Here is a 25,659-nt window from a genome sequence, read left to right on the forward strand (position 1 = left end):
CTCCCTCCGTCTGACGTGATGAGGGGCACACAAAAGGTCCGGGTGGTCCCTCGGGCGGCGGCCGGGTGCGCTCGTATGCTCGGACAATGACTTCGAGCGCGCAGGGATCCGAGCAGGCAGCACCGACCGCGAACTCCATGCGGCGCGCGCTCAAGCGCGCCCGCGACGGCGTGGCACTCGACGTCACCGAGGCCGCCGTGCTGCTCCAGGCGCGCGGCGCGGACCTCGACGACCTCTGCGCCTCCGCCGCGCGGGTGCGTGACGCGGGCCTGGAGGCGGCCGGCCGGCCGGGTGTCATCACCTACTCGAAGAGCGTCTTCATCCCGCTCACCCGCCTCTGCCGCGACAAGTGCCACTACTGCACCTTCGCGACCGTCCCCGGCAAGCTGCGGCGCGCCGGGCACGGGATGTTCATGTCGCCCGACGAGGTCCTGGACATCGCCCGCCGCGGTGCCGAGATGGGCTGCAAGGAAGCGCTGATCACCCTCGGGGACAAGCCCGAGGACCGCTGGCCCGAGGCGCGCGAGTGGCTGGAGGCCGAGGGGTACGACGACACCATCGCGTACGTCCGCGCCATGGCGATCCGCATCCTGGAGGAGACCGGCCTCCTCCCGCACCTCAACCCCGGCGTCATGTCCTGGACGGACTTCCAGCGGCTCAAGCCCGTCGCCCCCTCGATGGGCATGATGCTGGAGACCACGGCGACCCGGCTGTGGAGCGAGCCCGGCGGCCCGCACTACGGCTCCCCGGACAAGGAACCGGCTGTCCGGCTGCGCGTCCTGGAGGACGCGGGCCGCAGCTCCGTGCCCTTCACCAGCGGGCTCCTGATCGGCATCGGCGAGACGTACGAGGAGCGCGCCGAGTCGCTGTTCGCGCTGCGCCGCGTCTCCCGCGCCTACCACGGCGTCCAGGAGCTCATCATGCAGAACTTCCGCGCCAAGCCGGACACGGCGATGCGCGGGATGCCCGACGCGGAGCTGGACGAACTGGTCGCCACCGTCGCCGTCGCCCGGCACATCATGGGCCCCTCCGCCTGCCTCCAGGCGCCGCCCAACCTGGTGGCCGGCGAGTACGAGCGGCTCATCGGCGCGGGCATCGACGACTGGGGCGGCGTCTCCCCGGTCACCCCCGACCACGTGAACCCCGAGCGCCCCTGGCCCCAGATCGACGAGCTCGCCGAGCGCTCCGCCGCCGCGGGCTTCCGGCTCCGGGAACGGCTCGCCGTCTACCCCGAGTTCATCCAGCGCGGCGAGCCCTGGCTGGACCCGCGCCTGCTGCCGCACGTGCGCGCCCTGGCCGACCCGGAGACGGGCCTGGCGCGCGAGGACGCCGTCGTGGAGGGCCACCCCTGGCAGGAGCCCGAGGACGTCTTCGTCGCCAGCGGGCGCACCGAGCTCAACCGCACCATCGACACCGAGGGCCGCACCTCCGACCGCCGGGACGACTTCGACGAGGTCTACGGCGACTGGGAGGCCCTGCGCGAGGCCGCGGTGCCCGGCATGGTGCCCGAGCGCATCGACGGGGACGTGCGTCAGGCGCTGAAGCAGGCCGCCGACGACCCCACCCGCCTCACCGACGCCGAGGCGCTGGCCCTGCTGCACGCCGACGGGCCCGCCCTGGACGCCCTCTGCGGCATCGCCGACGACCTGCGGCGGGCCACCGTCGGCGACGACGTCACCTACATCGTCACGCGCAACATCAACTTCACCAACGTCTGCTACACCGGCTGCCGGTTCTGCGCCTTCGCCCAGCGCCGCACCGACGCCGACGCGTTCACCCTCTCCCTGGAGCAGGTCGCCGACCGCGCCCAGCAGGCGTGGGAGGTCGGCGCCGTCGAGGTGTGCATGCAGGGCGGCATCCACCCCGACCTGCCCGGCACGGCCTACTTCGACATCGCGCGGGCGGTCAAGGAGCGCGTCCCGGGCATGCACGTGCACGCCTTCTCGCCCATGGAGGTCGTCAACGGCGCCACGCGCACCGGCATGTCGATCCGCGAGTGGCTCGTCGCCGCCAAGGAGGCCGGGCTGGACTCCATCCCGGGCACCGCCGCCGAGATCCTCGACGACGAGGTCCGCTGGGTCCTCACCAAGGGCAAGCTGCCGACCGCCACGTGGATGGAGGTCGTCAGGACCGCGCACGAGGTGGGGCTCCGCTCGTCCTCCACGATGATGTACGGGCACGTGGACCAGCCCCGGCACTGGCTGGGCCACTTCCGGAAGCTGACGGAGATCCAGAAGGAGACGGGCGGCTTCACGGAGTTCGTCACCCTCCCCTTCATCCACACCAACGCGCCCGTCTACCTCGCCGGCATCTCCCGCCCCGGCCCGACCATGCGGGACAACCGGGCGGTCACGGCCATGGCGCGGGTACTGCTCCACCCGCACATCACCAACATCCAGACGAGCTGGGTGAAGCTGGGCACGGAGGGGGCGGCGGAGATGTTGCGCTCCGGGGCGAACGACCTGGGCGGGACACTCATGGAGGAGACCATCTCCCGGATGGCGGGCTCCTCCTACGGTTCGTACCGCTCGATCCAGGACCTGGTGGCGATCGCGGAGGCGGCGGGGCGGCCGGCGCGGGCGCGGACGACGACGTACGGGGCGGTGCCGCCGGAGCGGCTCGCGGCGGCTCTGGCGTCGGACGGGCATCTGCCGGAGCTGCTGCCGGTGCTGGGGGATTGACGGGGGCTTTTCCCCTACCCGCCCCTTCCCGAATGTCCTCAAACTCCCCCAGCTACCGCTGGGAGGTGCCCCCAGACGGGCTGAATTTCAGCCCGTCCGGCGCTTGAGGACACCGCGCGGAGCGCGGAAAAGGGGCCCGGGGGCTTGCCCCCGGTTACGGGAAGGGGCGGGGCTGGGGAAACTCCAGCGATGTTGCCGTTCTGTCGAGAACAGGCGACCGGGCGGCCACAGTCCGTCGCCTAGGGTGGCCCGCATGTCTTGGCCCCAGAACCCCCCACAGCCTCACCAGCCCCAGCAGCCCCACGGCACCCCGCCGGGCGTCCCCGAGGCCACCGCCGTCGACCAGCCGGCCGTCGCCCCGCCGCCCGGTGGTGTGCACGCGCAGCCCACCGTGTTCGCGCAGCCCGCCGTCTCCTCGCAGGTGCCGCCGCCCCCGCCGCCGGCCCCCGGCCCGCCCGGCGCGCGGCCGCCCGCGCGGCCGCAGCAGCCGTACGGTCAGTGGCAGGGCCAGCAGCCGCCGCCCCCGCAGCAGCCGCACTTCCCGCAGCAGCACCAGGCGCCCCAGCCGCCGCAGCCCTCCGGGCGGGGCAACCGCACGCTGCTCGCCGTCGTCGGCGGCGTCGTGGCGCTGGCCGTCATAGGCGGCGGCGCCTTCATTCTGCTCAAGGGCGGCGACGACAAGGAGGACCCGGCCCCGTCGAAGGAGTCGGCCGCCCCGGCGCAGGGCCAGGGCAAGGGGCAGGACAAGGGCCAGGGCGACAAGCCCGAGCCGGGCGACAGCGCACCGCCCGCCGGCGACCAGCCGATGATCGCCGGCTGGCAGACGCAGACCAGCCGGGAGTACAAGTTCCGCTACGACGTGCCGGGCAAGGCCGAGCAGTGGAAGCTCTTCCCGCAGGACACGATGATCGCGTACACCGACGAGGCCGGTAAGCCGCAGATCACCATGCGCGACACCGCCAGCTTCCGCGAGGGCGGCTGCACCTCCGGCGCCAACCCCAACGCGATCGGCGAGGCGGGCAAGGGCCAGCTCGCCAACGTCGGCACGATGGGCGGCGACACCTCCCTCAGCATCCAGGAGAACGCCCGCAACTGGGCCGGCAACTGGGGCTTCTACGCCTACGGCGGCAAGGGCAACAAGCCCAAGATCGACGTGACTCCGGCCAAGCCGTGGAAGAAGAACGGCATCGACGGCTGGACGGCCACCGCCAAGGTCACCGTCGCCAACCGGCCCAGCCAGTGCGTCCCGGCCACGGCGATCGTGAAGAGCATCGTCGAGAAGCTCCCGGACGGCAGCTTCCACAGCTGGGTCGTCTACGCCGACCAGGGCGTGCCCAATGCCCTGTCCGAGGCGCAGATCGACAAGATCATGGGTACGGTCCGGCCGGTCAAGGACTGAGCCCCCGCCGGGCGCCGCCGCTCACCGTGCTCGTCCGGTCCGGCACCGGACCGGACACCGAACCAGGAGACCAGGAAGTGACCGACACCGCCGGCGCGAGCACCGCGCTGTGGAGCCGTGCCCAGCAGCAGGACTTCCGCGCCCGGGTGCGGGGCGCCCTGCTGGGCGGGGCGATCGGTGACGCGCTGGGCGCGGGCATCGAGTTCCAGTCCCTCGCGGCGATCCGCGCCGCGCACGGGCCGGACGGCGTGCGGGACTACGTCAGCGCCTATGGGCGGCGCGGCGCGGTCACCGACGACACCCAGATGACGCTGTTCACCGTCGACGGCCTGATCCGGGCCCATGTGCGGCGCGACAGGGGCGCCTGGCAGCCGCAGGCCGACGTCCACCGGGCGCATCTGCGCTGGGCCTTCACCCAGCGCGCCCGGGGGCCGGCCGGGCACCGTCCGGGGACCGGCTGGCTCGCCCGCCAGGAGTGGCTGTACGCGCAGCGCGCGCCCGGCAACGCCTGTCTGTCCGGGCTCGCCGACGACCGGATGGGCACCCTGGAGGCGCCCAAGAACCCCGGCTCCAAGGGGTGCGGCGCGGTCATGCGCTCCGCCCCCTTCGGGCTGCTCGCCGGCTGGGAGCCGCGGCAGGTCTTCCAACTGGCCGCCGAGTGCGCCGCCCAGACCCACGGGCACCCCTCCGGCTACCTCGCGTCCGGTGCCTTCGCCGTCGTCGTGCAGGCCGCGGCGCGCGGTGAGACCCTCGACGCGGGCGTCCACCGGGCGCTCACGCTGCTCGCCGGCCGGCCTGGCCACGAGGAGACGACCGCGGCGCTCCAGGGGGCGCTGGCCGCCGTCCGGCAGGGGCCGCCGACGGCGGAGCGGCTGGAGTCGCTCGGCCAGGGCTGGGTGGCGGAGGAGGCGCTCGCCATGGGCGTCTACTGCGCGCTCGTCGCCGAGGACATGGCCCACGGCCTGCTGCTCGCGGTCAACCACGGCGGTGACTCCGACTCCACCGGCTCCCTCTGCGGAAACCTGCTCGGCGCGCTGCACGGTGAGACGGCGCTGCCGCCGGCCTGGCTCGCCGGACTGGAGGGCCGGTCGACGATCCTGGAACTCGCCGACGACTTCGCGATGGAGCTGTTCCAGGGGGCGGCCCTGCACGGTCCCGGGGTGTCCTCCGGCGCCTGGCAGGACCGCTATCCCGGCACTTTGGACGCGGAGTGGTTGCGATAGCACAAGGGGCCCGGACACGGCCGAGCCCTCTCGGCCGGGACGGCGCACCAGGCGAGAGGGCTCTGCGCGGAACTGCTTATGGATCAGGAAGGGTTCTATCGGCCGGACGTATCAGAGGTCGTAAGCGCCATCGGTAACGGTCGTCACGAACGAGGCCCAGGCATCGGGGGTGAAGCCGAGGACGGGGCCCTGCGGGTCCTTGGAGTCACGGACCGCAATGGACTGCGGGAGAGGGGAGGCGACCTCCACGCAGTCGCCGTTGGCCAGCGAGTACGAGGACTTCCGCCACGTGGTCTTTCCCTGCTGGATCGCCATGATTGCTCCCATGCCTTGGTGAGTGCCGTGTGAGTATTGCTCCGCCGGAACCGCCGGTCGAAGCACCGGTTTTCCCGCGGTGCGACCGACGTTACGCGCCAACATCAGCTGATGAATGGCCCGTTCACTCGACCGGATGGCATATACCAGGAGTCTCTTCCCTCGGTGGTGTAAGTCGGTGTACGGTGCGGCCGCCTCAGCTCGCCCACTCCTCGGCGACCCTGTCGATGAACTGTCGTGAGTGGTCCGCGTTCAATGCCTGCATCCGCAAATGTTCATACATCACGCTGTAGGTCTGGACGTCATTCGGCTTCTCCAGGTAAAGGTCGCTGGTGATTCCCTCCAGATAGACGGTGCTGGCGTCCTGCGGGTCGGTGAACTCGAGGATGGAGAACTTTCCGTACATGCCCGGGTGCGCGCCCACGTCATAAGGCAGCACCTGCACCGTGATGTGCGGTTCCAGGCTGAACTGCACCAGCTGTCGCATCTGTTCGCGCATGATGGCCCGGTTGCCGACGATCCTGCGCAGCGCCGATTCGTCGATGACCGCCCACAGCCGGAGCGGGTTCTCCGGGTCGGTGATGCGTTCCTGCCGGCGCATGCGCACCTGGACGCGGCGCTCGATGTCCGCGGCCGTCGCCTCCGGCCAGGAGCCCTCCGTCACGGCGCTCGCGTAATTGGGCGTCTGGAGCAGTCCCGGGACGAGCGAGGCCTCGTACACCCGCAGCGAGGCGGCGTCGGTCTCCAGACCGATGTAGACGCTGTAAGGGATGTCGCCGAAGGCGTGCCACCAGCCCTGCTGGCGCGATTCCTTGGCCATCTGCATCAGCGAATCGACGATGCGGTGGTCCTCGACGCCGTACACCCCGCACAGGTCGCGGACGTCACGCTGGCTGATGCTGCGACGCCCGTTCTCCAACCGGCTGATCTTGGATTGCGACACCAGTAGCCGCTCCGCCACCTCCTCGGCCGTCATGCCTTTGAGCTCGCGGAGCTTGCGCAGCTCCTGCCCCAATCGGCGTCGCCTAACGGTGGGATTGACACTGGACGCCACGGGACGCACCTCCGGCTCCGTCATGCTGCTGTCTCCTGACCTCGCAGCCTGCCACCACTGGCCGGGGCGGCGCTGGGAAATGCCGACACAGAGTGCGCTCGTGGTGAGCGCTGACGTGCGGTGATCCGGGAAGTCCGGCCCGGTGCGCCGGGAACGCGTGCGCGGGGCGGCGGGTCCCGCCGCCGTCCCGGGCGGCCCGGCCCACCACCCCGCGCGATGTCGCGGCTCCCGAATCGGCCGGGGGACTGCGGTGCGGTCTGCTGGAGCTGTGCGTGTGCTGTGTACGGGTGGTGCGGAGAACCGGGTGCGTGGTGCGGAGAACCGCCGGCAGTACGGGTGCGCGGCGGTCGGCCTTCACCGGCCGGCGGACCGGCTATGAGGCCCCGGCACGGGCCATCACCGCGGCACCGTGCGCCACGGGCTGGTCGGCGGATCCCACCGAGGCCCGCACGGACGCCGCACGGCGCCCCGGTCCGGCGCCGTTACCGGCCGCGGTGGCCGGTGCCCGCCGCGGCTGGGCGGCGACGCCGTTCTGTACGTCCATCACCGCGTGGGCCACCAGTCCGCCCATCGGGTCGTGCCTGATCAGATCCCGGAGCCTGGAGCGGGAGGACCGCCCCTCGTTCCCCGGGTAGAGGTGCTTGCCCAGACCCACCGCGTGCGCGAGCGCGGCCAGGGCGGCGGTCCGCGGGTCCGGCGGGACGCCGGTGCGGATCGCGCTGTCCAGCCGGGCCCTGATCTCCCGGCTGATGGCCGTGTCCGTCGCCTGGTAGCGAGTTGTCGGCAGCACCCCGCACATCTGGCCGGCCACGGCATGCACCATGCCGCACCGCTCCAGGTGCGTGAGATACGTCTGACGGAGCCCCAGCCGGGGCCCGCCGATCCAGTGGACCGCGCGCACCGGACTGCCACGACGACGCAGCAGCTCCAGTGCGGAGTCCAGGGTCGGATCTCCTGTCGGCCGTGGCATCACCACGGCGATACGATCCCCGTCTGGGGCTATCCGTCCAGCCAGAGCCAGCTCCACTAGCTGCGCTCCGGCGAGACCGAGGTCGAGCGACTGCGGCTGCGCCGTGGTTCCCGTGGCCGGGTCCAAGGCGAGCAGCAGAAGCTCCTCCGGAATTGTTCTGCGGCTCCTGCCCATCCATGCCTCCCCGCGTGGATGAGTGACAGGGTGACCCCTCTCACATTGGTCTGTCGAGAGTGCGTGGTGGCTTCGGGTGGGAACCGGTAGGTATGTCGTCTCGTCTTGCACGGGGGTGAGGCCAGTCGAACCCCATTGACGGAGCGGTTGCGCGGTGGCGTGGCGGCGACACAGGACACTGGTAAGCGTTGTGAAGGTTCGGGCGGCGGGGTGCTCAGCTCCTCGCGGCGGCGTATGGCGTGGGAATTCGAGGAGGCATCGGTGGCGGGCGAGTCCCCCGACAAGTCGGAGCAGCGGAAGTCGTCGGGGGAGACGACTGTCGGCGAGCGTGATCCCCGGCTCGGGATTTTCCGGGATTCCGGGGAATCCGGTGCGGATTCGGCTGCGCCGAAGGCCGCGGATACCGATGCGGATGCAAAGTCACCGGCCGGCGAGGGTGAGTCTTCCGGCGCGCCCAAGGCGGGTGACGCCCGGCTGAAGGCCGCGGTGGCGGCGTGGGTCGCCGTCGCGGACGAAGACGAAGAGGACGAGGGCGCGGTGACCGCCTCCGACGGCGGCGATGACGCGGACGCGGCCTCCGGCTCGGCCGACGCTCCCGCGAAGCCCTCCGCGAAGCCCTCAGCGAAGTCTTCCGCGAAGGGTGCCGACGGCGACGAGGACGGCCCGAAGGCTCCCGCCGACCGTGCGACGGCCGTTTTCGGCGCGCTCCGGCCCAAGGCCGACGGTGGCTCGGAAGCCTCCGCGAAGGCCGACGGCGCCGACGAGGCCGGCGAGGGTGCCGAGGCGTCCGGCAAGGGCTCCGGCGTCCCCGCGGACCGTGCCACGGCCGTGTTCCGTACGGTCCCGCCGAAGGCCGACGACGCCGCGGAGGCTCCCGCGAAGGCGGCCGAGGGTGACGGTAAGGCGCGTACGTCGGCGAAGGCCGACGAGGCGTCCGGCAAGGGCTCCGATGCCCCCGCGGACCGTGCCACCGCCGTGTTCCGTACGGTCCCGCCGAAGAGCGGCGACGCCGCGGAGACCCCCGCGAAGGACGACGCCAAGGACACCAAGGGCGCGAAGGCCACCAAGGCCGCCAAGGCCCCCGCCAAGGACGCCGCCGCCCCCGCCGACCAGGCCACGGCCGTCTTCGGTGCCGTCCGGCCCGAGGCCGGGAGCGGCTCCGAGGCCCCCGCGAAGGGTGAGAAGGCCCCCGCGGACCAGGCCACGGCCGTGTTCCGTGCCGTCCGTCCCAAGGGTGACGACGGTGCGGAGGCCCTCGCGAAGGACGCCAAGGACACCAAGGCGGCCAAGGCGGCCAAGGCGGCCAAGGGCGGCGAGGACGCCCCCGCCGACCGTGCCACCGCCGCCTTCGGCGTCGTCCCGCCGAAGAAGAACGGCAAGGCCGCGGCCTCCGTCGACCAGCCGACCGAGCTGCTCAAGGCCCCCGAGGTCAAGCCTGAGGTCAAGCCGGCCGCCAAGGCCGACGGCAAGGGAAAGACCCCCGCGGAGTCGGACTCGGAGCGTACGAGCCAGTTCGTACCGCTGAAGTCGCTCGACGGCGCGCCCGCGAAGTCCGAGAAGGCGGCCGAGCCGGCCGCCGCCAAGCCCGCCATACCGGTCTCCGTCACGCCCCCCGCCCCGCAGAAGGCGCAGCCGCCGAAGGGCGGGCCCGGCCAGGACGGTGCCGCCAAGGGCGCCGCCGCCGCGCCCGAGGTGCCCGCGCAGCCCGCCGCGCCCCTCGACCTGCTGGCGCAGCTGACGAACACCCCGCCGCCGCCGGACACCCCCGCCCGCACCGCGATGCGCCGGGTCAAGATCTACGCCCCGCTGGTGGTCCTGCTCCTGATCGTCTTCTGCGCGGTGCAGGCGTTCCGGCCGCTGCCGGACACCAAGCTCTCGATCGCCTCGGCCAAGGCCACGTTCACCTTCGACGGCGAGAAGTTCGCCATGCCGTGGCCCGGCGAGGGCCAGGCCGCCGCGATGGTCCAGGGCGTGGGCAGCCTCGGCACGTACGGCGAGGAGAAGCCCGTACCGACGGCGAGCGTCGCCAAGGTCATGACCGCCTACGTGATCCTCAAGAACCACCCGCTCCAGAAGGGTGACAAGGGTCCCGACATCGAGGTCGACGCCGAGGCGGAGCAGGAGTCGAACTCCTCGGACGAGTCGCGCGTGCCCCTGAGGAAGGGCGAGAAGTTCTCGGAGTACGACATGCTCCAGATGCTGCTCATCCCCTCCGGCAACAACGCCGCCCGGCTCCTCGCCCGCTGGGACGCCCAGACCCGGGACGCGTTCGTCGCGAAGATGAACGACGCCGCCAAGGAGCTGGGTATGTCGAAGACGACGTACACGGACCCCAGCGGCTTCGACAAGACGACCGTCAGCACGGCCGTCGACCAGCTGAAGCTGGCCGAGGCGGTCATGAAGAACGAGGTCTTCCGCGAGATCGTCGCCAAGACCAACACGGACGTGCCCAACGGCCCGCACCTGAACAACAACAACGACACCCTGCTGCTCAAGGTCGGTGTGCTCGGCATCAAGACCGGCTCCAGCACCCCGGCCGGCGGCACCCTGATGTGGGCGGCGAAGCGCACGGTCGGCGGCAAGGAGCACATGATCCTCGGCGCCACGATGGACCAGCACTTCAAGGGCGGCCCGGACCCGAACGCCGAGAACAGCCTGATGATGGTCAAGAACGTCAGCTACAAGATGATCAAGGCCGTGCAGGACAACCTGGCGGCGGCGACGATCGTGAAGAAGGGCGACGTCGTCGGCTACGTCGAGGACGGCCTCGGCGGCAAGACCCCGGTCATGGCGACGAAGGACCTGAAGGGCGCGGGCTGGCCCGGCATGACGGCCAAGCTCACGATCGGCAAGGGCGCCAAGCCCGTGCCGCACACGGCCAAGGCCGGCACCGAGGTCGGCGAGCTGACCGTCGGCAGCGGCACCGGGGCGATGAAGGTGCCGGTGGCCCTCCAGAAGGAGCTCGTGGAGCCGTCCTTCGGCGCGAAGCTGACCCGTCTGGGCTGATCGGCCCCAGGAGGACCGATCCGGCCGTCCGGAGGCCCCCGAGGCCCCCGGACGGCGGGGCGCCGCGGCGGCCCCCGGCCCGTACCCACCGGTACGGGCCGGGGGCCGTTCACCGTTCCGGACGGGTCCCGGCGGCGTGCTAGCGTCGCGAGGGTTTGAGCACGGCCGGGCGCCGTGCCCCACGATGGGGGAAGACCTCGGGGAAGACGGGGAGAACGGCAGTGACCACGGTGGGGCCGACACGGACCGGCAAGACGCGAGGGCCGGGCGGACGGAGTGAGGGAGCCTCCTCCGGGACCGCTCCCTCAGGGATACGACGGCAGCCGGACGGCACGGGCGGTGCGGACGGCACGGGCCCGCGCGCGCGTCTGCGGCGGACCCGCCGCGCGCTCGCGCGCCGGCCCGTCCTGACCACCCTCGGCTTCGCCGCGCTGCTGCACGTGCTCTGGGTGCTGATCTTCGCCACCAGCGGTGGCGACCTCGCCGCCCAGGACGCCTGGGCGGAGTTCGCGCTCCAGCACCCGACCTCGGCGTACAACCTCTCCTGGTACGGCGGGATGCACCCCGTCTCGTACAGCGCGATCTCGCCGTACCTGATGGCCCAGCTCGGCGTCCGCCCCACCATGATGATCGCGGGCACCCTCTCGGCCGGCCTGATCACTCTGCTGCTGGTGCGCAGCCGCGCCGTGCGGCGCCCGCTGTGGCCCGCCCTCTACGGCTCCTTCGCGCTGGCCTGCAACGCGATCTCCGGCCGGGTGACGTTCGGCCTCGGCATGATGTTCGGCCTGGCGGCCGTGGCCGTGATCTTCGCCTGGCCCACGCGCTGGCGCTCCGAGGGGAAGTACCGCTGGGGCCGCGCCGCGCTGGCCGGCCTGATGGCCGCCCTCGCCACGGCGTCCAGCCCGGTCGCCGGCCTGTTCGTCGGCATCGTGGCGGCCGCCCTGTGGCTGAGCAGGCGCCGCCCGGCGGCGTACGCGCTGGGCGTGCCGCCCGTCGTGGTCGTGGGCCTGTCGGCGTGGCTGTTCCCCTTCTCCGGCACGCAGCCGATGTTCTTCGGCTCCGTGATCCTGCCGCTGCTCAGCGGCGTCTTCGGCGTGGTCTTCGTGCCCAAGGAGTGGCGCACGGTCCGCATGGTGTCCGCGCTCTACACCGTCGGTGTGCTGCTCGTCTGGCTGATCCCCTCGCAGATCGGCACCAACATCTCCCGGCTCGGCATGATCATCGGTGGGGTGGTGCTCCTCGCCGTCCTGGTGGAGCGGAAGCTGCCGCCCATGTCCGAGCTGCTGCGCTCGGCGCGCGACTGGACCGCGCTGGTCCTCGCCCTGACCACCATCACGGCCTGGCAGGCGGCCAACTCCATCGGCGACATCCTGCACGCCACCCCCGCCGCGTCCTGGGCGCGCGAGCTGGCGCCCGTCGTCGACCGCCTCCAGCGGGTGGACGCCGGCCGGGGCCGGGTCGAGGTCGTCCCGGCCCGCAGCCACCGCGAGGCCTCCGCCCTCGCCCCGTACTTCAACCTGGCGCGCGGCTGGAACCGCCAGGCGGACCGCGAGCGCAACCCGCTCTTCTACGAGCCGGGCATGCTCACCCCGGCCAGCTACCGCGCCTGGCTCGACCGCTGGGCCGTGCACTACGTCGTGCTGCCTGTCGGTGAGCCCGACCCCGCCGCGCGGGGCGAGGCCAGGCTGGTCGCCAAGGGCCAGCCGTACCTGCGCGAGGTCTGGTCCGACGCGAACTGGCGGCTCTACGAGGTGGAGTCCCCGACCCCGCTGGCCGAGCCGCCCGCCACCGTCGAGCGCGCGGACGCCGACGAGTGGACGATCACGGTGCGGAAGGCGGGTCCGGTGCTCGTCCGCATCCCCTACTCGCCGTGGCTGGGCCTGCTGGACAAGTCCGGCAAGGACGTCCAGCCGCCGCGGACGGGGCCGGACGGGGAGCCGCCGGTCAACGTCAACGGGTGCCTGTCGAAGCGGGTGCAGGAGGCCCGGGCGGGCGAGCCGGAGGACAACTGGACGGTGCTGCACGCGCCGAAGGCGGGCACGTACCGGATCGCGGCGAAGTACAAGCTGCCGCGCGGTACGGGGTGCCCGGAGGAGCTGCTGCCGTAGCGGGCGGGGCGCCCCGATCCACGGGGCGCCGCGTCAGTTGCACACCCGGGGCGGGTCCGCGTGCGGGGTCCTCGCCGTGCCCACGCGCACCGCGTCCAGGTCGTCCAGGACCCGGGTGAGCGTCGCGTCGTCCGGCGAGCTGAGGTAGTCCAGCACGCCGTGCTGGAAGGCGGAGCGCATCCGTGGGGGCATGACGTCCGAGGCGTCCAGGCACAAGGGGGCGCGGGCGTGCAGCTCCTCGTCGACGCGGGCGTTGACGGAACCCTTGGGCAGGGTTTCCCGGTAGGTGAGGAAGAAGGGCCTCCAGGGGTCCTCACCGGCGGTGACGGTCGTGCCTTCGCTGTCCGGCAGGGGCTTCGCCCAGACGCGCTGGGCCTCCTCCTCGGTGAGGAACCTCATCAGCTTCCTGGCCGCCGCGCTCTTGCCGAACAGCGTCGCGAAGTCCGCCGAGATCTCGCGGGCGGTGCCGGTGCGGTCGGCCCCGGGCAGGAGGTCGCGGAAGGGCGTGAAGGTGGCGGCCGCGCCGTCCCGGTAGGTGGTGCGGATGAAGGAGCCCTGGTGCTGGAGGTCGCACCCGGGCGGCCGGACGTCGCCCTTCCCGTCGGGCTTCGGGAAGGGGCCGTGGGTGTAGTCCTGCCGGAGCGCGGTCCTCGCGGGCCCGGCGCCGAGCCGCTCGCCGAAGAGCCGCCAGGCGTCCCGGACCTCCGGTGAGGACCAGGGCAGGTCGCCACGGGCCCACGCCATGTAGGTGTCCTTGCCGCTCCGCTGGAGCAGGATGTCCTCGACCCAGTCGGTGCCCGGCCAGCCGGACGTCGCGTCGCCGCCCATGCCCGCGCACCAGCGGGCGCCCTGGGCGGAGCGCGCGTCGAGGCCCCGGGAGAGCGCCTTGTCGTGCCAGACGATGCTCTTCAGGGAGACCTTGACGGGGACGGCGTGGATCTCGGCGCCGTCCTGGGAGGTCCAGAGCGGCTCGTAGTCCCGGTAGGACCGGAGCGGTTTCTCCTGGACCTTCCCGAGCGGTTGCAGATCGCCGATGTACTCGGCCGCCTCGCCGAGGCTGGGCAGGATCGCGATGTCCGGGGCGGTGCCCGACTTCACCCGGGACAGCAGGACGTCGCGCAGGGAGGTCGTGCCCTGATAGGTGAAGTCGATGTTCTCCTTCTCGCGGAAGCGCTCCAGGACCGCCACGAAGCGCTTCTCCTCGTCGCCGGTCCAGGAGGCGAGGACGGTGACCCTGCCCTCGCGCAGGTCGGGCCAGCCGCCGTTGACGACGGACCCGAGCAGCACCAGGCACACGGCGAGGAACGCGGCGGTGGCCTGGTACATCCGGTTGTGGAACCGGGTCCGCGGCCGCCGCTCGCCGCGCCGCCGTACCTTCCCGAAGCGGTACTCCTCGATCCGTGGCTGGAGGCCGGCCACGACCAGGGCGGCGAGGACGACGGCGGCCAGGGGGATCCAGCCCGCGACCGCGGCCCGCCAGTGGGTGCCGGCCATGGTCTGTTCCACCTTCGGCAGGGTCCCGGCGGGATCGCCGATCCTGCCGAGCCGCCCGGCCGCCAGCTTCAGGCCGTCCTGGATCTGGAGGCTGAGCACGGTGAGGAGGGGCAGCACCAGTGCCACCAGCGCCGTGGCCCCCGCCAGCGGCGGGCTGATCCTGCGGCGGAACCGCCGGCGCAGCGCGCGCTGGGTGCCGGCCAGGAGCCAGGCGAGCGCGGCGCAGAGCACATAGGCCGTGGCCCACAGGAACCACAGCGGCCCGTCGAACGACGTCTCGTCCGCCAGCGTCCCGCGCTGGCTGAGCTGGACCTTCTCAAGGCGGGAGACGATGCCGCTGCCCTTCTTCCGCAGCGTGTTCTCCGCGTAGCCGAGGTAGGCCCTCCTGAGGGTCTCGTTGTCCGGGCTGCGGGCGGCCTGCTGGATCAGGAAGTCGTACGAGGAGACCTGCCCGGTCGCCGTCCGCAGGGTCTCCCGCCCCTCCTTGTCGGCGACCGTGCCGAGGCCGGCCTTCACCAGGTGCTGTTTGGCGGCGTTGAGTTCGGCGCCGTACGTCTCGCCGACGCCCTCGGCCTCGGCGGTGTCCTTCTCGTCCAGGCTGGCCCGCGCCGCGGCGTAGGACGTCTCCAGCGCCTTCCGGGCCGCCTCGACCTCCACGATGGCCGGTGCCGTGCGGTCCGTCACCGCGGCGGCGTTGCGGCCCACCCCGTAGAAGGCGGCCAGCAGGGCGGCGAAGGCGAGGGCGGTGGCGGTCAGCAGGGCGGCCAGGCGGCGTATGAGGTACGGGCGGGTGCTCGGGGGCTCCGGTTTCATACGGCGTGTCCAGGGGGGTCGGGGGTACCGGGGGATCCAGGTGCTCCGGAGGTGTCGGAGGCGCCGGGGGCCTCCGGGAAGAGGTAGCGGCACTGGGCGCAGTGCCGGTCCGCGGGCGCCGCGAGGCGTTCGCAGTTCGGGCACCGCCGGTCCGGGGCCGGGCGCCGGGCGGCGGGGACCGGCCGCGGCGGCCGGTCCGCGGGCTCCGAGGGCGCCGTCCACTGGGTGCTGTGGTCGGCCGTCACCCAGGCGGCGTTGAGGTCGCCCGGCGCGACGTCGCCGCGGACCCGCACCGCGCCCCGCGGCAGGTCGGTGACGTGCACCAGCCGGCCGAGCCTGCGCAGCACCTTCTCGTCGCCCAGCTCGTGGGCGAGCCGCACGGCGCGGCCCCACTCCCGCTCCGCGGACTCCCGCGCCCCGCGCTCGTACGCCTCGCAGCCGGCGATGACGGCCCGGCCGAGGTCGGCGTAGCCGCCGTAGTGGGCGACGCGGGGGTGGATCCGGGTGGACAGGGCGTGGTCGTCGGTCCAGTGCAGCAGCATCGGGCGGGGCGCGGGCAGGGAGACGCCCTCCACGGCGCCGCCGCCCTCGGCCGGGCCCGTCACCAGCGCGACGAGGGCGAGCTGGAGGTCCTGCCCGCGCGGGTCGCCGTCGGGGCCGGTGGCGACGCAGAGGTGGAAGTCGCGGGCCTCGTCGCCCCAGGCCCCGGTGGGGAACTCCCAGGTGAGCTCGCCGGTCCGGACGCCCTCGGCGGTGAGGTCCAGCTCGGTGGGGAAGACCTGCTTGAGGAAGCGCAGCTCGCTGCCCTCGCGCAGGCTCACCCGGATCCTCATGTCCGGCAGGGCCTTCGCCATGGCGGTGGTCATCATGGCGCGGAACTCCGCCTCCAGGTCGGAGTCGTCCTCCACGGCGTCCGCGACGCCGTGCAGCCGGGTGGCGATCTCGCGCAGCTCGGTGGCGGCCCACTCGTCGCCGATGCCCCGCGCGTCGCAGGTGAACGCGGCGGCGCAGTCGGCGAGCACGCTCTCCAGCCGGCCGGGCGGGTCGTGTTCGTTGCGCCCGTCGGTCAGCAGCAGGGTGTGCCGGATGGGGGCGTCCTGCCCGGTGAGGAGGTCGAGGGCGCGGCTGAGCCAGGCACCGATGGCGGTGCCGCCGGCGGCGACGAGCCCGGTCGCCACATGGGTGGCGTCGGCCCTGGTGTCCGGTCCGGCGACGGCCATGCGCCCGCCGGGCGGGTAGACGACGCGGGCGTGCTCGGTGCCCTCGACGAGCGCGAAGCGGGTGCCGTCACGCAGCACGTCGACGGCCGCGGCGGCCGCCCGCCGGGCTGCCGCGATCTTGGTGCTGGGCCAGTTCATCGACCCGGAGCAGTCGATGACGATGACCTCGGCGGACCCGGCGCGGGCGGTGAGCCGGTCCAGGCCGTCGGCCTCCACGGTGAGGATGGCGTGCGCCGGTACGGTGCCGTCGCCGGCGGCGAGGTATTTGTTCTGCCCCAGCTGCGCGGCCACGGTGGGCTGCCGGTGCGCTCTGGGGTGGTCGGCCTGGCTGCCGTTCGCTCGGTGCATCTGGTCCCCCTGGTCAGAAGCGGGTCTTGGGGCGGACGCGGTTGGCCAGGTCGACCAGTGCGCCGAGGTCGGCCGGGGTGCTCGCCTGCCGGGCGAGGCCGCGCAGCTTCGCCTCCAGCCGGGTGCGGATGGTGAACTCCTCGTCGGCGGTGCCGAACAGGCCGCCGCCGGCGCGGTCGGCGGTGGGCGTCGACTCCGCCCGTACCCAGTCCAGGGCGACGTCGAGGATCTCGGCCTCCAGGCGGTCGCGGGCCGGGCCGGTGCGGTGTCCCTCGTCCAGATAGAGCTGCGGGAGGCGGGTGAGGGCCTCGGTGAGCTCGGCCAGGCCCGGCAGGCCGCGCCCCTGGTCGGCGCGGAGCCGTCCGGCGAGGATCCGCACGCAGGCGGTGCGCGCCGCGTCGTGGTGGCGGGAGACCTCGGGGACCTTGCTGAGCAGGTCGACGGCGCCCGTGCGGTCGCCGTCGGCGAGCCGGATGCGGGCGAGGCCGAAGGCGGCGCTGCCCTGGGAGCGGTTGCGCTGCCAGACGGCCTGGTAGTAGCGCTCGGCGGAGTCCGGGTCGCCGCGCTGCTCGGCGCAGTAGCCGAGGGCGAGCTTCGGGGCGTACTCGCCGGGCAGATCGCTGTAGACGCGGTCGAAGGCGCCCTCCGCGGCGTCCGTGTCGCCCCGGGCGAGGCAGAGCAGCCCCTGGTGCCAGTGGACCCGCCAGTCGTACAGGCCGCCGTGGGCCAGGGCGTGCCGGGCGTCCGCCAGATAGCGGGCCGCCGCGTCGAGTTCGCGGAGCTCCAGGGAGGCGCGGCACTGCCGGAGCCGGATCTCCACGGAGTCGTACCCGGAGGCCTCCAGCTGCTGGACGAGCCGGCCGGGGCCGCTGGTGGTCGGCTGGAGGAGGAGCATGACGGCCGGGTCCGCCGGGTCGGGCGAGGGCACGGGCAGGTCCAGCGGCACCCGGTCGGGCGCGGGCAGGCCGCCGTCGAGCACCGGCCGCCGCCCGCCGGTCAGCCAGCGCTCCAGGGGCGGTACGCGCCCGAGCGAGGCGTCGAGGAGGGCGGCGGTGGGGGTGAACAGGGTGGAGGGCTCGGGGTGTTCGCGCTCGGTGCGCAGCGACCGGATCTCGCGGAGGACGCCGCGCAGCTGCTCGGACATGGCCCGGGCGCCGGGGTAGCGGGCGAGCGGTTCCTCGGCGACGGCGCGGGCGACGGCCCGCTCGTAGGACTCGCCGGCCAGGCCGGGCGGGCGTGGGCCTGCCTCGTCGGAGAGGGCTCTGAGGGTCATCCCGGCGCTGTAGAGGTCGGACCGCGGTGAGAGGCCCGCGGCGAGGCGGTCGATCACCTCGGGTGCCATGAAGGCGCGGGCGCCCATGACCGGGCCTTCGAGGTCGCCGATGACGCGGACGGCGCCGAGGTCGATGAGCTTCACCCGGTCGCCCTGGTGCATCACGTTGTTGGGCTTGAGGTCGCAGTAGACGAGGCCCTCGCGGTGGAGGTGGTCGAGGGCGTCGAGGATGTCGCAGCCGTAGGCGAGGACGTACTCGAAGACGCGGTCCTCGCCGAAGGGGCCCTCGCGGCGGCCTATGCGGTCGCGGACCTGCGAGAGCGGCATGCCGTTGACGAACTCCATGACGATGTAGTCGACGGGCGGCTCCTCGGGGTCGCCGTCGGTGCCGCTACGGCCCGGGTGGGTCACGTAGTTGATGATGCGGACGATGCGCGGGTGGTCGAGGCGGGTGAGGTAGTCCCGCTCGATGTGCAGGGGCGTCCCCGGGTCGCCGGTGTGGATGAGGCCCTTGAGGGCGACGGGGTGGTCCTCCAGGCGGATGTCCTCGGCGAGGTAGATCCAGCCGAGGCCGCCGTTGGCGAGGCAGCCCACCACGCGGTACTGCTCGCCGACGAGGTCGCCGGGGGAGAGCTGCGGGGTGAAGTCGTAAGGGTGGCCGCAGCGGGAGCAGAATCCGGTGGTGAGCGCGGGCTGGCCGGCGTAGGCCCGGCCGACGACGGCGGTGCAGCCCTCCCAGCCGCACGTCCGGCCGCCGAGCGGGGCGTACCGGTCGGTGACCACCAGGTCCTCGGGGGACGGGGCGCGCACGACGGGCAGGTCGAGCAGGCCGTCGCCGGCCGGGCCGACGGTGAACAGGCGGTCGGTGGCCCTCCGGCGGTGGGTGCCGGCCGTGGGCGGGCTCTCGGCGAGGCCGTCGGCCTGCGCGGGGACCCGCAGGGCGTGGCCGGTGACGCGGCAGAAGCCGGTGCCGTCGGCGGAGCAGCCCCGGCAGTCGGGACGCTCGCAGTCGGCGCGTGGGGCCTGCGGTGCCTGCGGGATCTGTGGGGTCACTGCCGGTCGCCTCCTCGCGGGCGGTGGGTGTGCCGCCGTACGGCCTCGGCGAACCGCTCCACGGCCCGCTCGGCCTCGGTGAGCTCGCAGGGCGCCTGGTAGAGGAGGTTGTGGGCGACGCGGTAGAGGGGCGCCGTGGCCCGCTCCTCCTCCAGGCTGCGGGTGGCGAGCAGGGCGTAGAACGCCTCCAGGCGGCCGCGCAGTTCGTCGCGGCGGGCCACGCCCGCCTCGGCCACCCCGATGGCCTCCTCGACCCGGAGCAGTCCCGATTCCACGGCGCTCTCGAAGGCCGCGAGCTTGGGGAGGAACCTTCTGCTGCCGCGCTCGGGGTCGCAGGACAGGGTGGTGAGGTCGAGCCGCAGCCCCGTGGCCTCCTGCGGCACGGCCCGTACGGGCGCGACGAGCGCGGCCCGGTCGTAGGCGGTGCGCTCGCGGCGGGCGATGTGCTCGATGCGGTCGCGGACCCGGTCGAGCCGGGCGGTGATCTCGTCCTTGCTCGGGTCGGCCATCCTCAGCGCCAGCTCCAGGCTCTGCGATTCGGGGTTTCGGAAGACGAGGAGCAGCCGGGCGCCCCGGGCGGCGAGCAGGTCGGTGAACTCGACCAGCGCCATGGGGTCCTCGGCGTAGTCGACGCCCTCGGCGACGACCGTGAGCGGCACCGTGCGGATCTCGCCGAAGCGGCCGACGGCGGTGGCGCCGTCGCCGTCGCCGGTGTGCAGGCCGAGCCGGTCGGCGACCCGCTCGGCGACGTGGGCGACGGTCCCGCCGGAGACGTCGAGGGCGAGGTCGACGCTGCCGATGGGCGGCACGGTCTCGTCGGCGGGGCGCGGGGGGCGGAGCGTGCGGGGCGGGCCGGGTGGCGCGAGGCGGTCGGGCGGCCGGTCGGAGGGGCGGGCGGCCGGGGGCGGGCAGTCGGCCGTCACCTCGCGGTCGGCGAGGGCGACGGCCCGGCTGAGGGTCGCGGCGCGGGCCGCCTCGCCCTTCTTGATGACGATCGCCTCGACGACGCCCCGGCGGCCGCCGCCGTCGGCGGCCCCCAGCCAGCGGGCCAGCCAGCGGGCGAAGTCCTGGTCGAGCGGGGCGCCCCGGGGCACGGACGGCAGGTCGTTGCCGCGCCGGCCGCCGACGTGCTCCTCGATCTGCGGCAGGTGCCGGACGATGGTCTCGATCGGGATCATGTACGACAGGTGCAGCCGCTGGCCGGTGGGGGCGTCCATGGTCCGGTCGTCGTAGCGGCTGACCACCATGCCCAGCACCCGGTGGGTCTCGACGTCGGTCACGGCCGCCCCGCTGAAGCCGGGGCGCACGGTCTCGGCCGGGGTGCGCGGGGACAGCTGCACCCACTCGCCGCGCGGGCCGCAGGGGCCGTCGATCGTGGCCCAGAAATACACGCCGTCGCGCAGCCCGGGGATGTCCGGGTGGCCGAACATCCGCACGGTGCGGCCCGGGGACGGCGCCATCCGGTGCAGCGGGGCCGCGTGCCGGGCGTGCTGCGGCTCGGCCAGTCTCAGCAGGGCGACGTCGCCCCGGGAGTCCCGCTGCTCGGGCACCCAGGCGCCCTCGGCGACCCGGGCCCGCACGGGCGGTGCGCCGGCCACGCCGACGAGCTCGACCAGGACCTCGTCGGCCGGATCCGGGCCGCCGTCCCACGGGATGACGTGGGCGCAGGTCAGCACGGTGTCGACGCCCAGCAGGATCCCGGCGCCCAGCATGCCGCCGCCGGGCGTGGAAATGCGCACCCGCCACGTTTCCTCGAACACCTGGTCGTTGACGGGGACTTCGGTGCTCTCCCCCATGGGCGCAGAGCATACGCGCGGGCTCCTCGGCTGTGACCCCTTGTGACTCATGGGCCACCGTTCCGTGTGGTTCAGGGCAGAGGTCGCGCGGGGAGGGGTGGGAGTGGCGGGGGAGGGGTGGCGCCTGAGGCGCGGAAGGGGGCGCACGCCGGGGTGGTGTGCGTGGCCGTGCGGGCGCCGTCGGGTCACCCGTTCGCCGTGATCGGGTGCCGCCGGACCGGTGACCGTACGGTCACCCCCGGTGACCTGCCGTTACGCCGTCCGGTGGGCCCGGCGTGGGTGGCCGGGGCGGTGGATCTGATGTGACGTCAGGGTGCGGGGGCGGCGGAACGCCGGTTCCCTCGGCTTGGAGGAGCGCGGAACCCCCCACTCCGTCGCCGGCACACCGGTGCCGCGTCCGCGCTCACGGAGGAACAAGCATGCGTACAGCACGAGTGCTCACCGGGACCGCCATGACCATAGCCGCCCTCGGGCTGGCGGGCTCGCCCTCGCTCGCCGCGACCTTCGGGAAGCTGGAGGTCACCCCGAACCCCGCGCAGCCCGGCACGATGGTCACGGTGAACACCACCGCCTGCGGGTCGAACGGCTCCGGTACGGGTGACGCCAGCGCGGTCGGCGGGCCGGCTTCCTTCCAGCTCATGCCGGGCACGCACAAGGAGGTCGTGGTCGGCCAGTTCACCGTGCCGAACACGGCGAAGCCGGGCACGTACGGCATCGGCGTGAAGTGCAAGAACGGCAAGGAGGCCACCGGTGACCTGGTCGTCACCAGCGGCGGTGGCGGCGGGGGCGGCGGCGCCACCACGAAGCCCCCGACGGGCGGCGTGAAGACCGGTGTCGGCTCCACGAGCGACGACTCGGGCATGACGGAGATCGTTGCCGGCGCGGCGGTGCTGGCGACGGCGGCCGTCGGCGGTACCTGGTTCCTCCGCCGGCGCGGCGGCGGCAACCGGGTCTGACGCCCGCGTACCCCGTCCGGCAGGCTCCGTCCCCGGTCCCCGCGCGCGAACGCCCGGGGACCGGGGGCGCGGTGGAGGATCCCGATGTCCCAGAAGCACGGAGGCCGGCGCTCCCGCAAGCGAGCCCGGCAGCGCCGCGCGCGCGAGTCCCGGCAGCGGGCGGCGTCGGCGGCGGCGCCGACGCCGAAGGGCGCGGGCGCGGAGGGGGCGCGTGGTGCGGCGGCCGCGGCGCGGGCGGGTGCGGGCGGTGCGGTGGCGCGGCGGGACGGTGCGGCGAGTTCGCGCGGGGCGGCCGAGGGGCGGCGGGACGGTGCGGGCGGTGCGCGTGGGGCGGCAGCGCGGCGGGCCGGGCCCGCCGGCGCGTCCGGGGCCGGGCGGGGGCGGGCGAACGGCGCGGTGGCGCGGCGGGACGCGGCGGGCGACGCGGCCGGGACGGTGGCGCGGCCGGACGGTCCCGTAGGCACGCGCGGGCCCCGGGAGGGGCGGGCTCCCGGGCCCGCCGGACCCCAGGAGGCGGCTGCCGGAGATCCGGCGCGGCGGGAGCACGCCGCGGGGGCGCGGGAGGAGGCCCCGCCGGGGCTCCTCCGCAGGCTCACGGCGCGTGGCGCCCTCCGGCGCGGGGCGTGGAGCTTCCCCGGCGCGCGGACGTGGGGCGCCGGGGCGTACGGGCTGTGGGGCGTAGGCGGGCGGTACGGGTACGGGCCGTGGGGCACCCGCCCGTACGGCCGCCGCGACGCGGGCGCGTACGGCGACCCGCCCTCCGCGCCGGGGGCGGGGCCTGGGGTCGGGCGGCGGGCGGGTGAGGGCGCCCGCCCGTACGAGGGGCGGCGGGCCTGGCGGGGCCGGGCGCGGGGTTCGGAGGCGAGGGCGGACCAAGGGCCCGGGACGGGACGGCCTACGGGCGAGGGCGCCCGCTTGTACGAGGGGTGGTGGGGTCGGCGGGGGCGGGGGCGGGTGCGGGGCTCCGGTGCGTACGGTGAGTCGGCCTCCGGGCCCGGGCGGGAATCCCGGGCGGGGCGGCGGCCGGGCGATGGCGCCCGCCCGTGCGACGGGTGGTGGGGCCGGCGGGGGCGGGTGCGGGGCTCCGGTGCGTACGGTGAGTCGGCCTCCGGGCCCGGGCGGGAATCCCGGGTGGGGCGGCGGGCGGGTGAGGGCGCCCGCTCGCGCCAGGGGCCCGGGGTTCATGACGGCCGTTACCGTCCCGCCTACGGCTCCGGGCATCGTTCCGGGTACGCCGAGGAGTCCCGGCGGAAGACCGTCGTCGCCGTCGTTCTCGCCGTCGCGCTGTGCGTCGGGAGCTGGCTGATACAGCACGGCGCCGGTGCGCAGGGGCCGCCGCCGCAGCCCTCCGCCGCCGAGGCGTTCGCGACCGGCCGGCCCGGCCCGGCCGCCCCCGGTCACGGCGCGGAGGCGCCCCCGCTGCCGCCCGCCCAGCCCATCGGGATACGGATCCCGTCCATCCGGGTCGACGCCCCGATGCGTCCCCTGGCCCTGCTCCGTGACGGCAGTCTCTCCAGCCCGCCCGACGACGACCAGAACCTCGCCGGCTGGTACGCGGACGGCGTCGCCCCCGGCTCCGTCGGCACCGCGATCGTCGCCGGCCACGTCGACACGGCCACCGGCCCCGCCGTGTTCTACAGCCTCGGCGCCCTGAAGAAGGGCAACGCGGTCGAGGTGCCGCGCGCGGACGGCCGCACGGCCGTCTTCACCATCGACGCGATCGAGGTCTACAGCCGCAAGGACTTCCCCTCGCGGAAGGTCTACGGGCACACCGCGCGCGCCGAGTTGAGGGTGATCACCTGCGGCGGCGGCTTCGACGAGGAGGCCCGCGCCTACCTGGGCAACGTCGTCGTCTACGCCCACCTCACCGGCGTGCGGCAGTCGCCCCGTCCTGGGCTTGAACCTCTCTCGCCCACGCCGTCAGCCCCGCGATGAACCCCGCGCGGTCCCGCGGCGACAGGCTGTCCAGCGCGCGCAGCATCGGCTGCGAGCGCGCGGTGATGAACTCCTGGACGACGGGCAGCCGGTCCGCCGGGATGGCGACCAGCGTGCGGCGCCGGTTCGCCGGGTCCTCGCGGCGCTCGACCAGCCCGGCCCGGCTCAGGGCGCCGACGAGCTCACTGGTGGTCGACAGCGACAGCCGCAGCCGCTGCGCCAGCTCGCCGACGGCCAGGGGCTGTTCGGCCAGCAGCTGCGGGAGGACGGCACCGTGCCGGGGCGTGAGGCTGTGCGCCTCGAAGGCCGTCCGCAGCTCGTCGGGCATCTGGCCGCGGGCCTGGCGGAGGTAGGGGGCCAGCAGGGGGACGAGGCCGATCGCCTCGATCTCCTGCGGGGTGGGGACCCGGGGCGCGGCGGTTTCCGGGGAGGACGGGGGGCGTTCCGCGGCTGCGGGGTCGTGCGGCATACTGCGAGTGTAGACGCTTCGGAAAACCAAACTATTCGGGAATCCGAACAGAAGGTGCGGGGGCCCGCCGCGGCCCCGGCGCCCGTCCGGACCCGTACGGAGGGGGAGTACCGCCATGCCCGTCATCGGATACCGGGACGCACTGAACGACGCGCTGGAGCGCATGGCCGACCTCGGCTACGAGCGCGGGGCCGGCGCCGACCTCGCCAACCACGGCCCCATGGGCGCCGAGGCCCTGGCCGTGCTCGGCCACGGCGACGCGGTCGCCGCCTGGGTCGAGGGCTACCGCACGGCCATGCCCCACCACGAGGTGCCCGCGCGCGGCTTCCCGCTCGACCCCGCCGACGAGACGTCCTGGCGCCCGGCGCTCGGCGACTTCTCCCGGGCCGGCGACTGGGAGCAGCTCTTCGTCCGCGAACTCGCCGACGCCGCCTGGCGCGACGTCCTCGTGCGCTGGTGGCCCCGGCTGCTGCCCGGCCTGCTGGCCGGCCTGACGCACGGCCTGATCCGCACCGCCCACGCCGTACGCTCCCTCGCCGCCACCCCGCTGCCCACGCCGCACCAGCTCACCGAGCTGTCCCGGGGCCTCGCCTACTGGGCCGCCCGCTTCGCCCACCTCCCCGGCCAGGTGCGGATGCGCGGCGGGCTGGACCTGCCGGGCGCCGTCGCCGCACTGCCGCGCACCCCCTTCCCCGGCGAGCGGGGCCGGGCGGAGGCGGCCCGCCGGCTCGCCCGCCCCGACGAGCTCGCCGGCTGGTCCGAGGCGCTGGACGCCCTCGCACCGGCCCGCGCGCAGTGGCTGCTCAGCGAGATGACCACGGAGTTCGCCGGGGTCTACCTGGGCCACCCCGAGGTCTTCCCGATCCCCCTCGTCCACGGCGTCACGGCACCCGCCGCCGTGCGCCTCGTCCTGCCCCACCTGCCGGTGGAGCTCCACGAACCGACGGTGGCCGTGCTCTGGCAGGTGCACGTGGCGTTCCTGCTGGCCTTCACCGCCGACCGCGGCGGCGAGGCGGATGCGGCGCGCGAGGCCGCGGAGACGGAACTGCCGTCCTTCGGGGAGCTCGCCGCGCGGGCGGTGGAGCACGGCGACGAGCACGTTCTGAAGTTCACGGAGGCGTGCGGGCGGGAGCACGCGCTGCGGCCGGATCCGCGGTTCGCGGCGGCGGTGGTGGCGGCGCAGCGGCGCATCAAGCCGATGGGGAGGGCGTAGGGGGATCTTTCCCCGGCCCCGCCCCTTCCCGAAACCGGGGGCTTCGCCCCCGGGCCCCCTTCCCGCGCTGACGCGCGGTGTCCTCAGGCGCCGGACGGGCGGAAATTCAGCCCGTCCGGCGCCTGAGGACCGGGGCCCAGGGCGGCGCCGGGGAAAGGC

The 25,659-nt window shown here is 74.3% G+C and carries 16 protein-coding genes; 8 read left to right on the forward strand and 8 right to left on the reverse strand.

What is annotated here, in order from left to right; all coding sequences use genetic code 11:
* Positions 1-86 precede the first annotated feature (86 nt).
* The 3 genes from SMD11_RS19530 (at position 87) to SMD11_RS19540 (ending at position 5,303) form a co-directional block, all read left to right on the forward strand.
* A complete protein-coding gene (locus SMD11_RS19530) occupies positions 87-2,681 on the forward strand; it encodes a bifunctional FO biosynthesis protein CofGH (protein ID WP_087927669.1) in 2,595 nt (864 codons plus the stop codon).
* Between the two features lie 253 nt (positions 2,682-2,934).
* Complete coding sequence (locus tag SMD11_RS19535; protein WP_234366089.1) at positions 2,935-4,080, forward strand: hypothetical protein; 1,146 nt, start codon at positions 2,935-2,937, stop codon at positions 4,078-4,080.
* Positions 4,081-4,157: 77 nt separating this feature from the next.
* A complete protein-coding gene (locus tag SMD11_RS19540; protein ID WP_087927670.1) occupies positions 4,158-5,303 on the forward strand; it encodes an ADP-ribosylglycohydrolase family protein in 1,146 nt (381 codons plus the stop codon).
* Positions 5,304-5,414: 111 nt separating this feature from the next.
* Here the strand turns inward: SMD11_RS19540 and SMD11_RS19545 are convergent, their stop codons facing one another.
* From SMD11_RS19545 to SMD11_RS19555, 3 genes are all read right to left on the reverse strand, one after another.
* Positions 5,415-5,618, reverse strand: a complete 204-nt coding sequence (locus SMD11_RS19545) for a DUF397 domain-containing protein (RefSeq protein ID WP_087930609.1) — start codon at positions 5,616-5,618, stop codon at positions 5,415-5,417.
* A gap of 196 nt (positions 5,619-5,814) precedes the next feature.
* A complete protein-coding gene (locus SMD11_RS19550; protein ID WP_087930610.1) occupies positions 5,815-6,672 on the reverse strand; it encodes a helix-turn-helix domain-containing protein in 858 nt (285 codons plus the stop codon).
* Positions 6,673-7,045: 373 nt separating this feature from the next.
* On the reverse strand, positions 7,046-7,816 hold the full coding sequence (locus tag SMD11_RS19555; RefSeq protein WP_087927671.1) for a GOLPH3/VPS74 family protein: 771 nt from the start codon (positions 7,814-7,816) through the stop codon (positions 7,046-7,048).
* A 486-nt stretch (positions 7,817-8,302) separates the two neighbouring features.
* Between SMD11_RS19555 and SMD11_RS19560 the strand changes: the two genes are divergently transcribed.
* Positions 8,303-10,822, forward strand: coding sequence for a D-alanyl-D-alanine carboxypeptidase (locus tag SMD11_RS19560; RefSeq protein ID WP_234366090.1), 2,520 nt, complete (start codon positions 8,303-8,305; stop codon positions 10,820-10,822).
* Positions 10,823-11,043: 221 nt separating this feature from the next.
* Entirely contained in the window at positions 11,044-12,930 is a 1,887-nt protein-coding gene (locus SMD11_RS19565; RefSeq protein WP_087927673.1) for a hypothetical protein, read from the forward strand.
* 33 nt (positions 12,931-12,963) lie between these two features.
* On the opposite strand, the gene SMD11_RS34985 is transcribed toward SMD11_RS19565, so the two are convergent.
* Genes SMD11_RS34985 through SMD11_RS19595 form a run of 4 tightly spaced genes read right to left on the reverse strand, consistent with a single transcriptional unit; the run spans position 12,964 to position 20,927 of the window.
* Complete coding sequence (locus SMD11_RS34985) at positions 12,964-15,237, reverse strand: extracellular solute-binding protein (protein ID WP_107421966.1); 2,274 nt, start codon at positions 15,235-15,237, stop codon at positions 12,964-12,966.
* Complete coding sequence (locus SMD11_RS19575; protein ID WP_087927674.1) at positions 15,234-16,805, reverse strand: VWA domain-containing protein; 1,572 nt, start codon at positions 16,803-16,805, stop codon at positions 15,234-15,236. The genes SMD11_RS34985 and SMD11_RS19575 overlap by 4 nt, the downstream gene beginning before the upstream one ends.
* Before the next feature lie 13 nt (positions 16,806-16,818).
* Positions 16,819-19,131: a serine/threonine-protein kinase gene (locus SMD11_RS35490; protein WP_159395325.1), complete on the reverse strand. Its 2,313-nt coding sequence runs from the start codon at positions 19,129-19,131 to the stop codon at positions 16,819-16,821.
* Positions 19,128-20,927: a S1 family peptidase gene (locus SMD11_RS19595; RefSeq protein ID WP_087927676.1), complete on the reverse strand. Its 1,800-nt coding sequence runs from the start codon at positions 20,925-20,927 to the stop codon at positions 19,128-19,130. Before SMD11_RS19595 ends, SMD11_RS35490 begins: the two co-directional genes overlap by 4 nt.
* Positions 20,928-21,346: 419 nt before the next feature.
* Between SMD11_RS19595 and SMD11_RS19600 the strand changes: the two genes are divergently transcribed.
* Together SMD11_RS19600 and SMD11_RS19605 are read left to right on the forward strand one after the other, a co-directional pair.
* Positions 21,347-21,883, forward strand: coding sequence for a hypothetical protein (locus SMD11_RS19600; protein WP_087927677.1), 537 nt, complete (start codon positions 21,347-21,349; stop codon positions 21,881-21,883).
* A 1,284-nt stretch (positions 21,884-23,167) separates the two neighbouring features.
* A complete protein-coding gene (locus tag SMD11_RS19605; RefSeq protein WP_234366427.1) occupies positions 23,168-23,818 on the forward strand; it encodes a class F sortase in 651 nt (216 codons plus the stop codon).
* Here SMD11_RS19605 and SMD11_RS19610 read toward each other — a convergent pair.
* Entirely contained in the window at positions 23,748-24,287 is a 540-nt protein-coding gene (locus SMD11_RS19610; protein WP_087927679.1) for a MarR family winged helix-turn-helix transcriptional regulator, read from the reverse strand. The two genes, SMD11_RS19605 and SMD11_RS19610, sit on opposite strands and share 71 nt — an antisense overlap.
* A 115-nt stretch (positions 24,288-24,402) precedes the next feature.
* On the opposite strand from SMD11_RS19610, the gene SMD11_RS19615 reads away from it, so the two are divergent.
* Positions 24,403-25,500 (forward strand): questin oxidase family protein, encoded by a 1,098-nt coding sequence (locus SMD11_RS19615; RefSeq protein ID WP_087927680.1) that lies wholly within the window; start codon positions 24,403-24,405, stop codon positions 25,498-25,500.
* Positions 25,501-25,659 lie beyond the last annotated feature (159 nt).

This window comes from Streptomyces albireticuli (assembly GCF_002192455.1).
Classification (GTDB): domain Bacteria; phylum Actinomycetota; class Actinomycetes; order Streptomycetales; family Streptomycetaceae; genus Streptomyces; species Streptomyces albireticuli_B.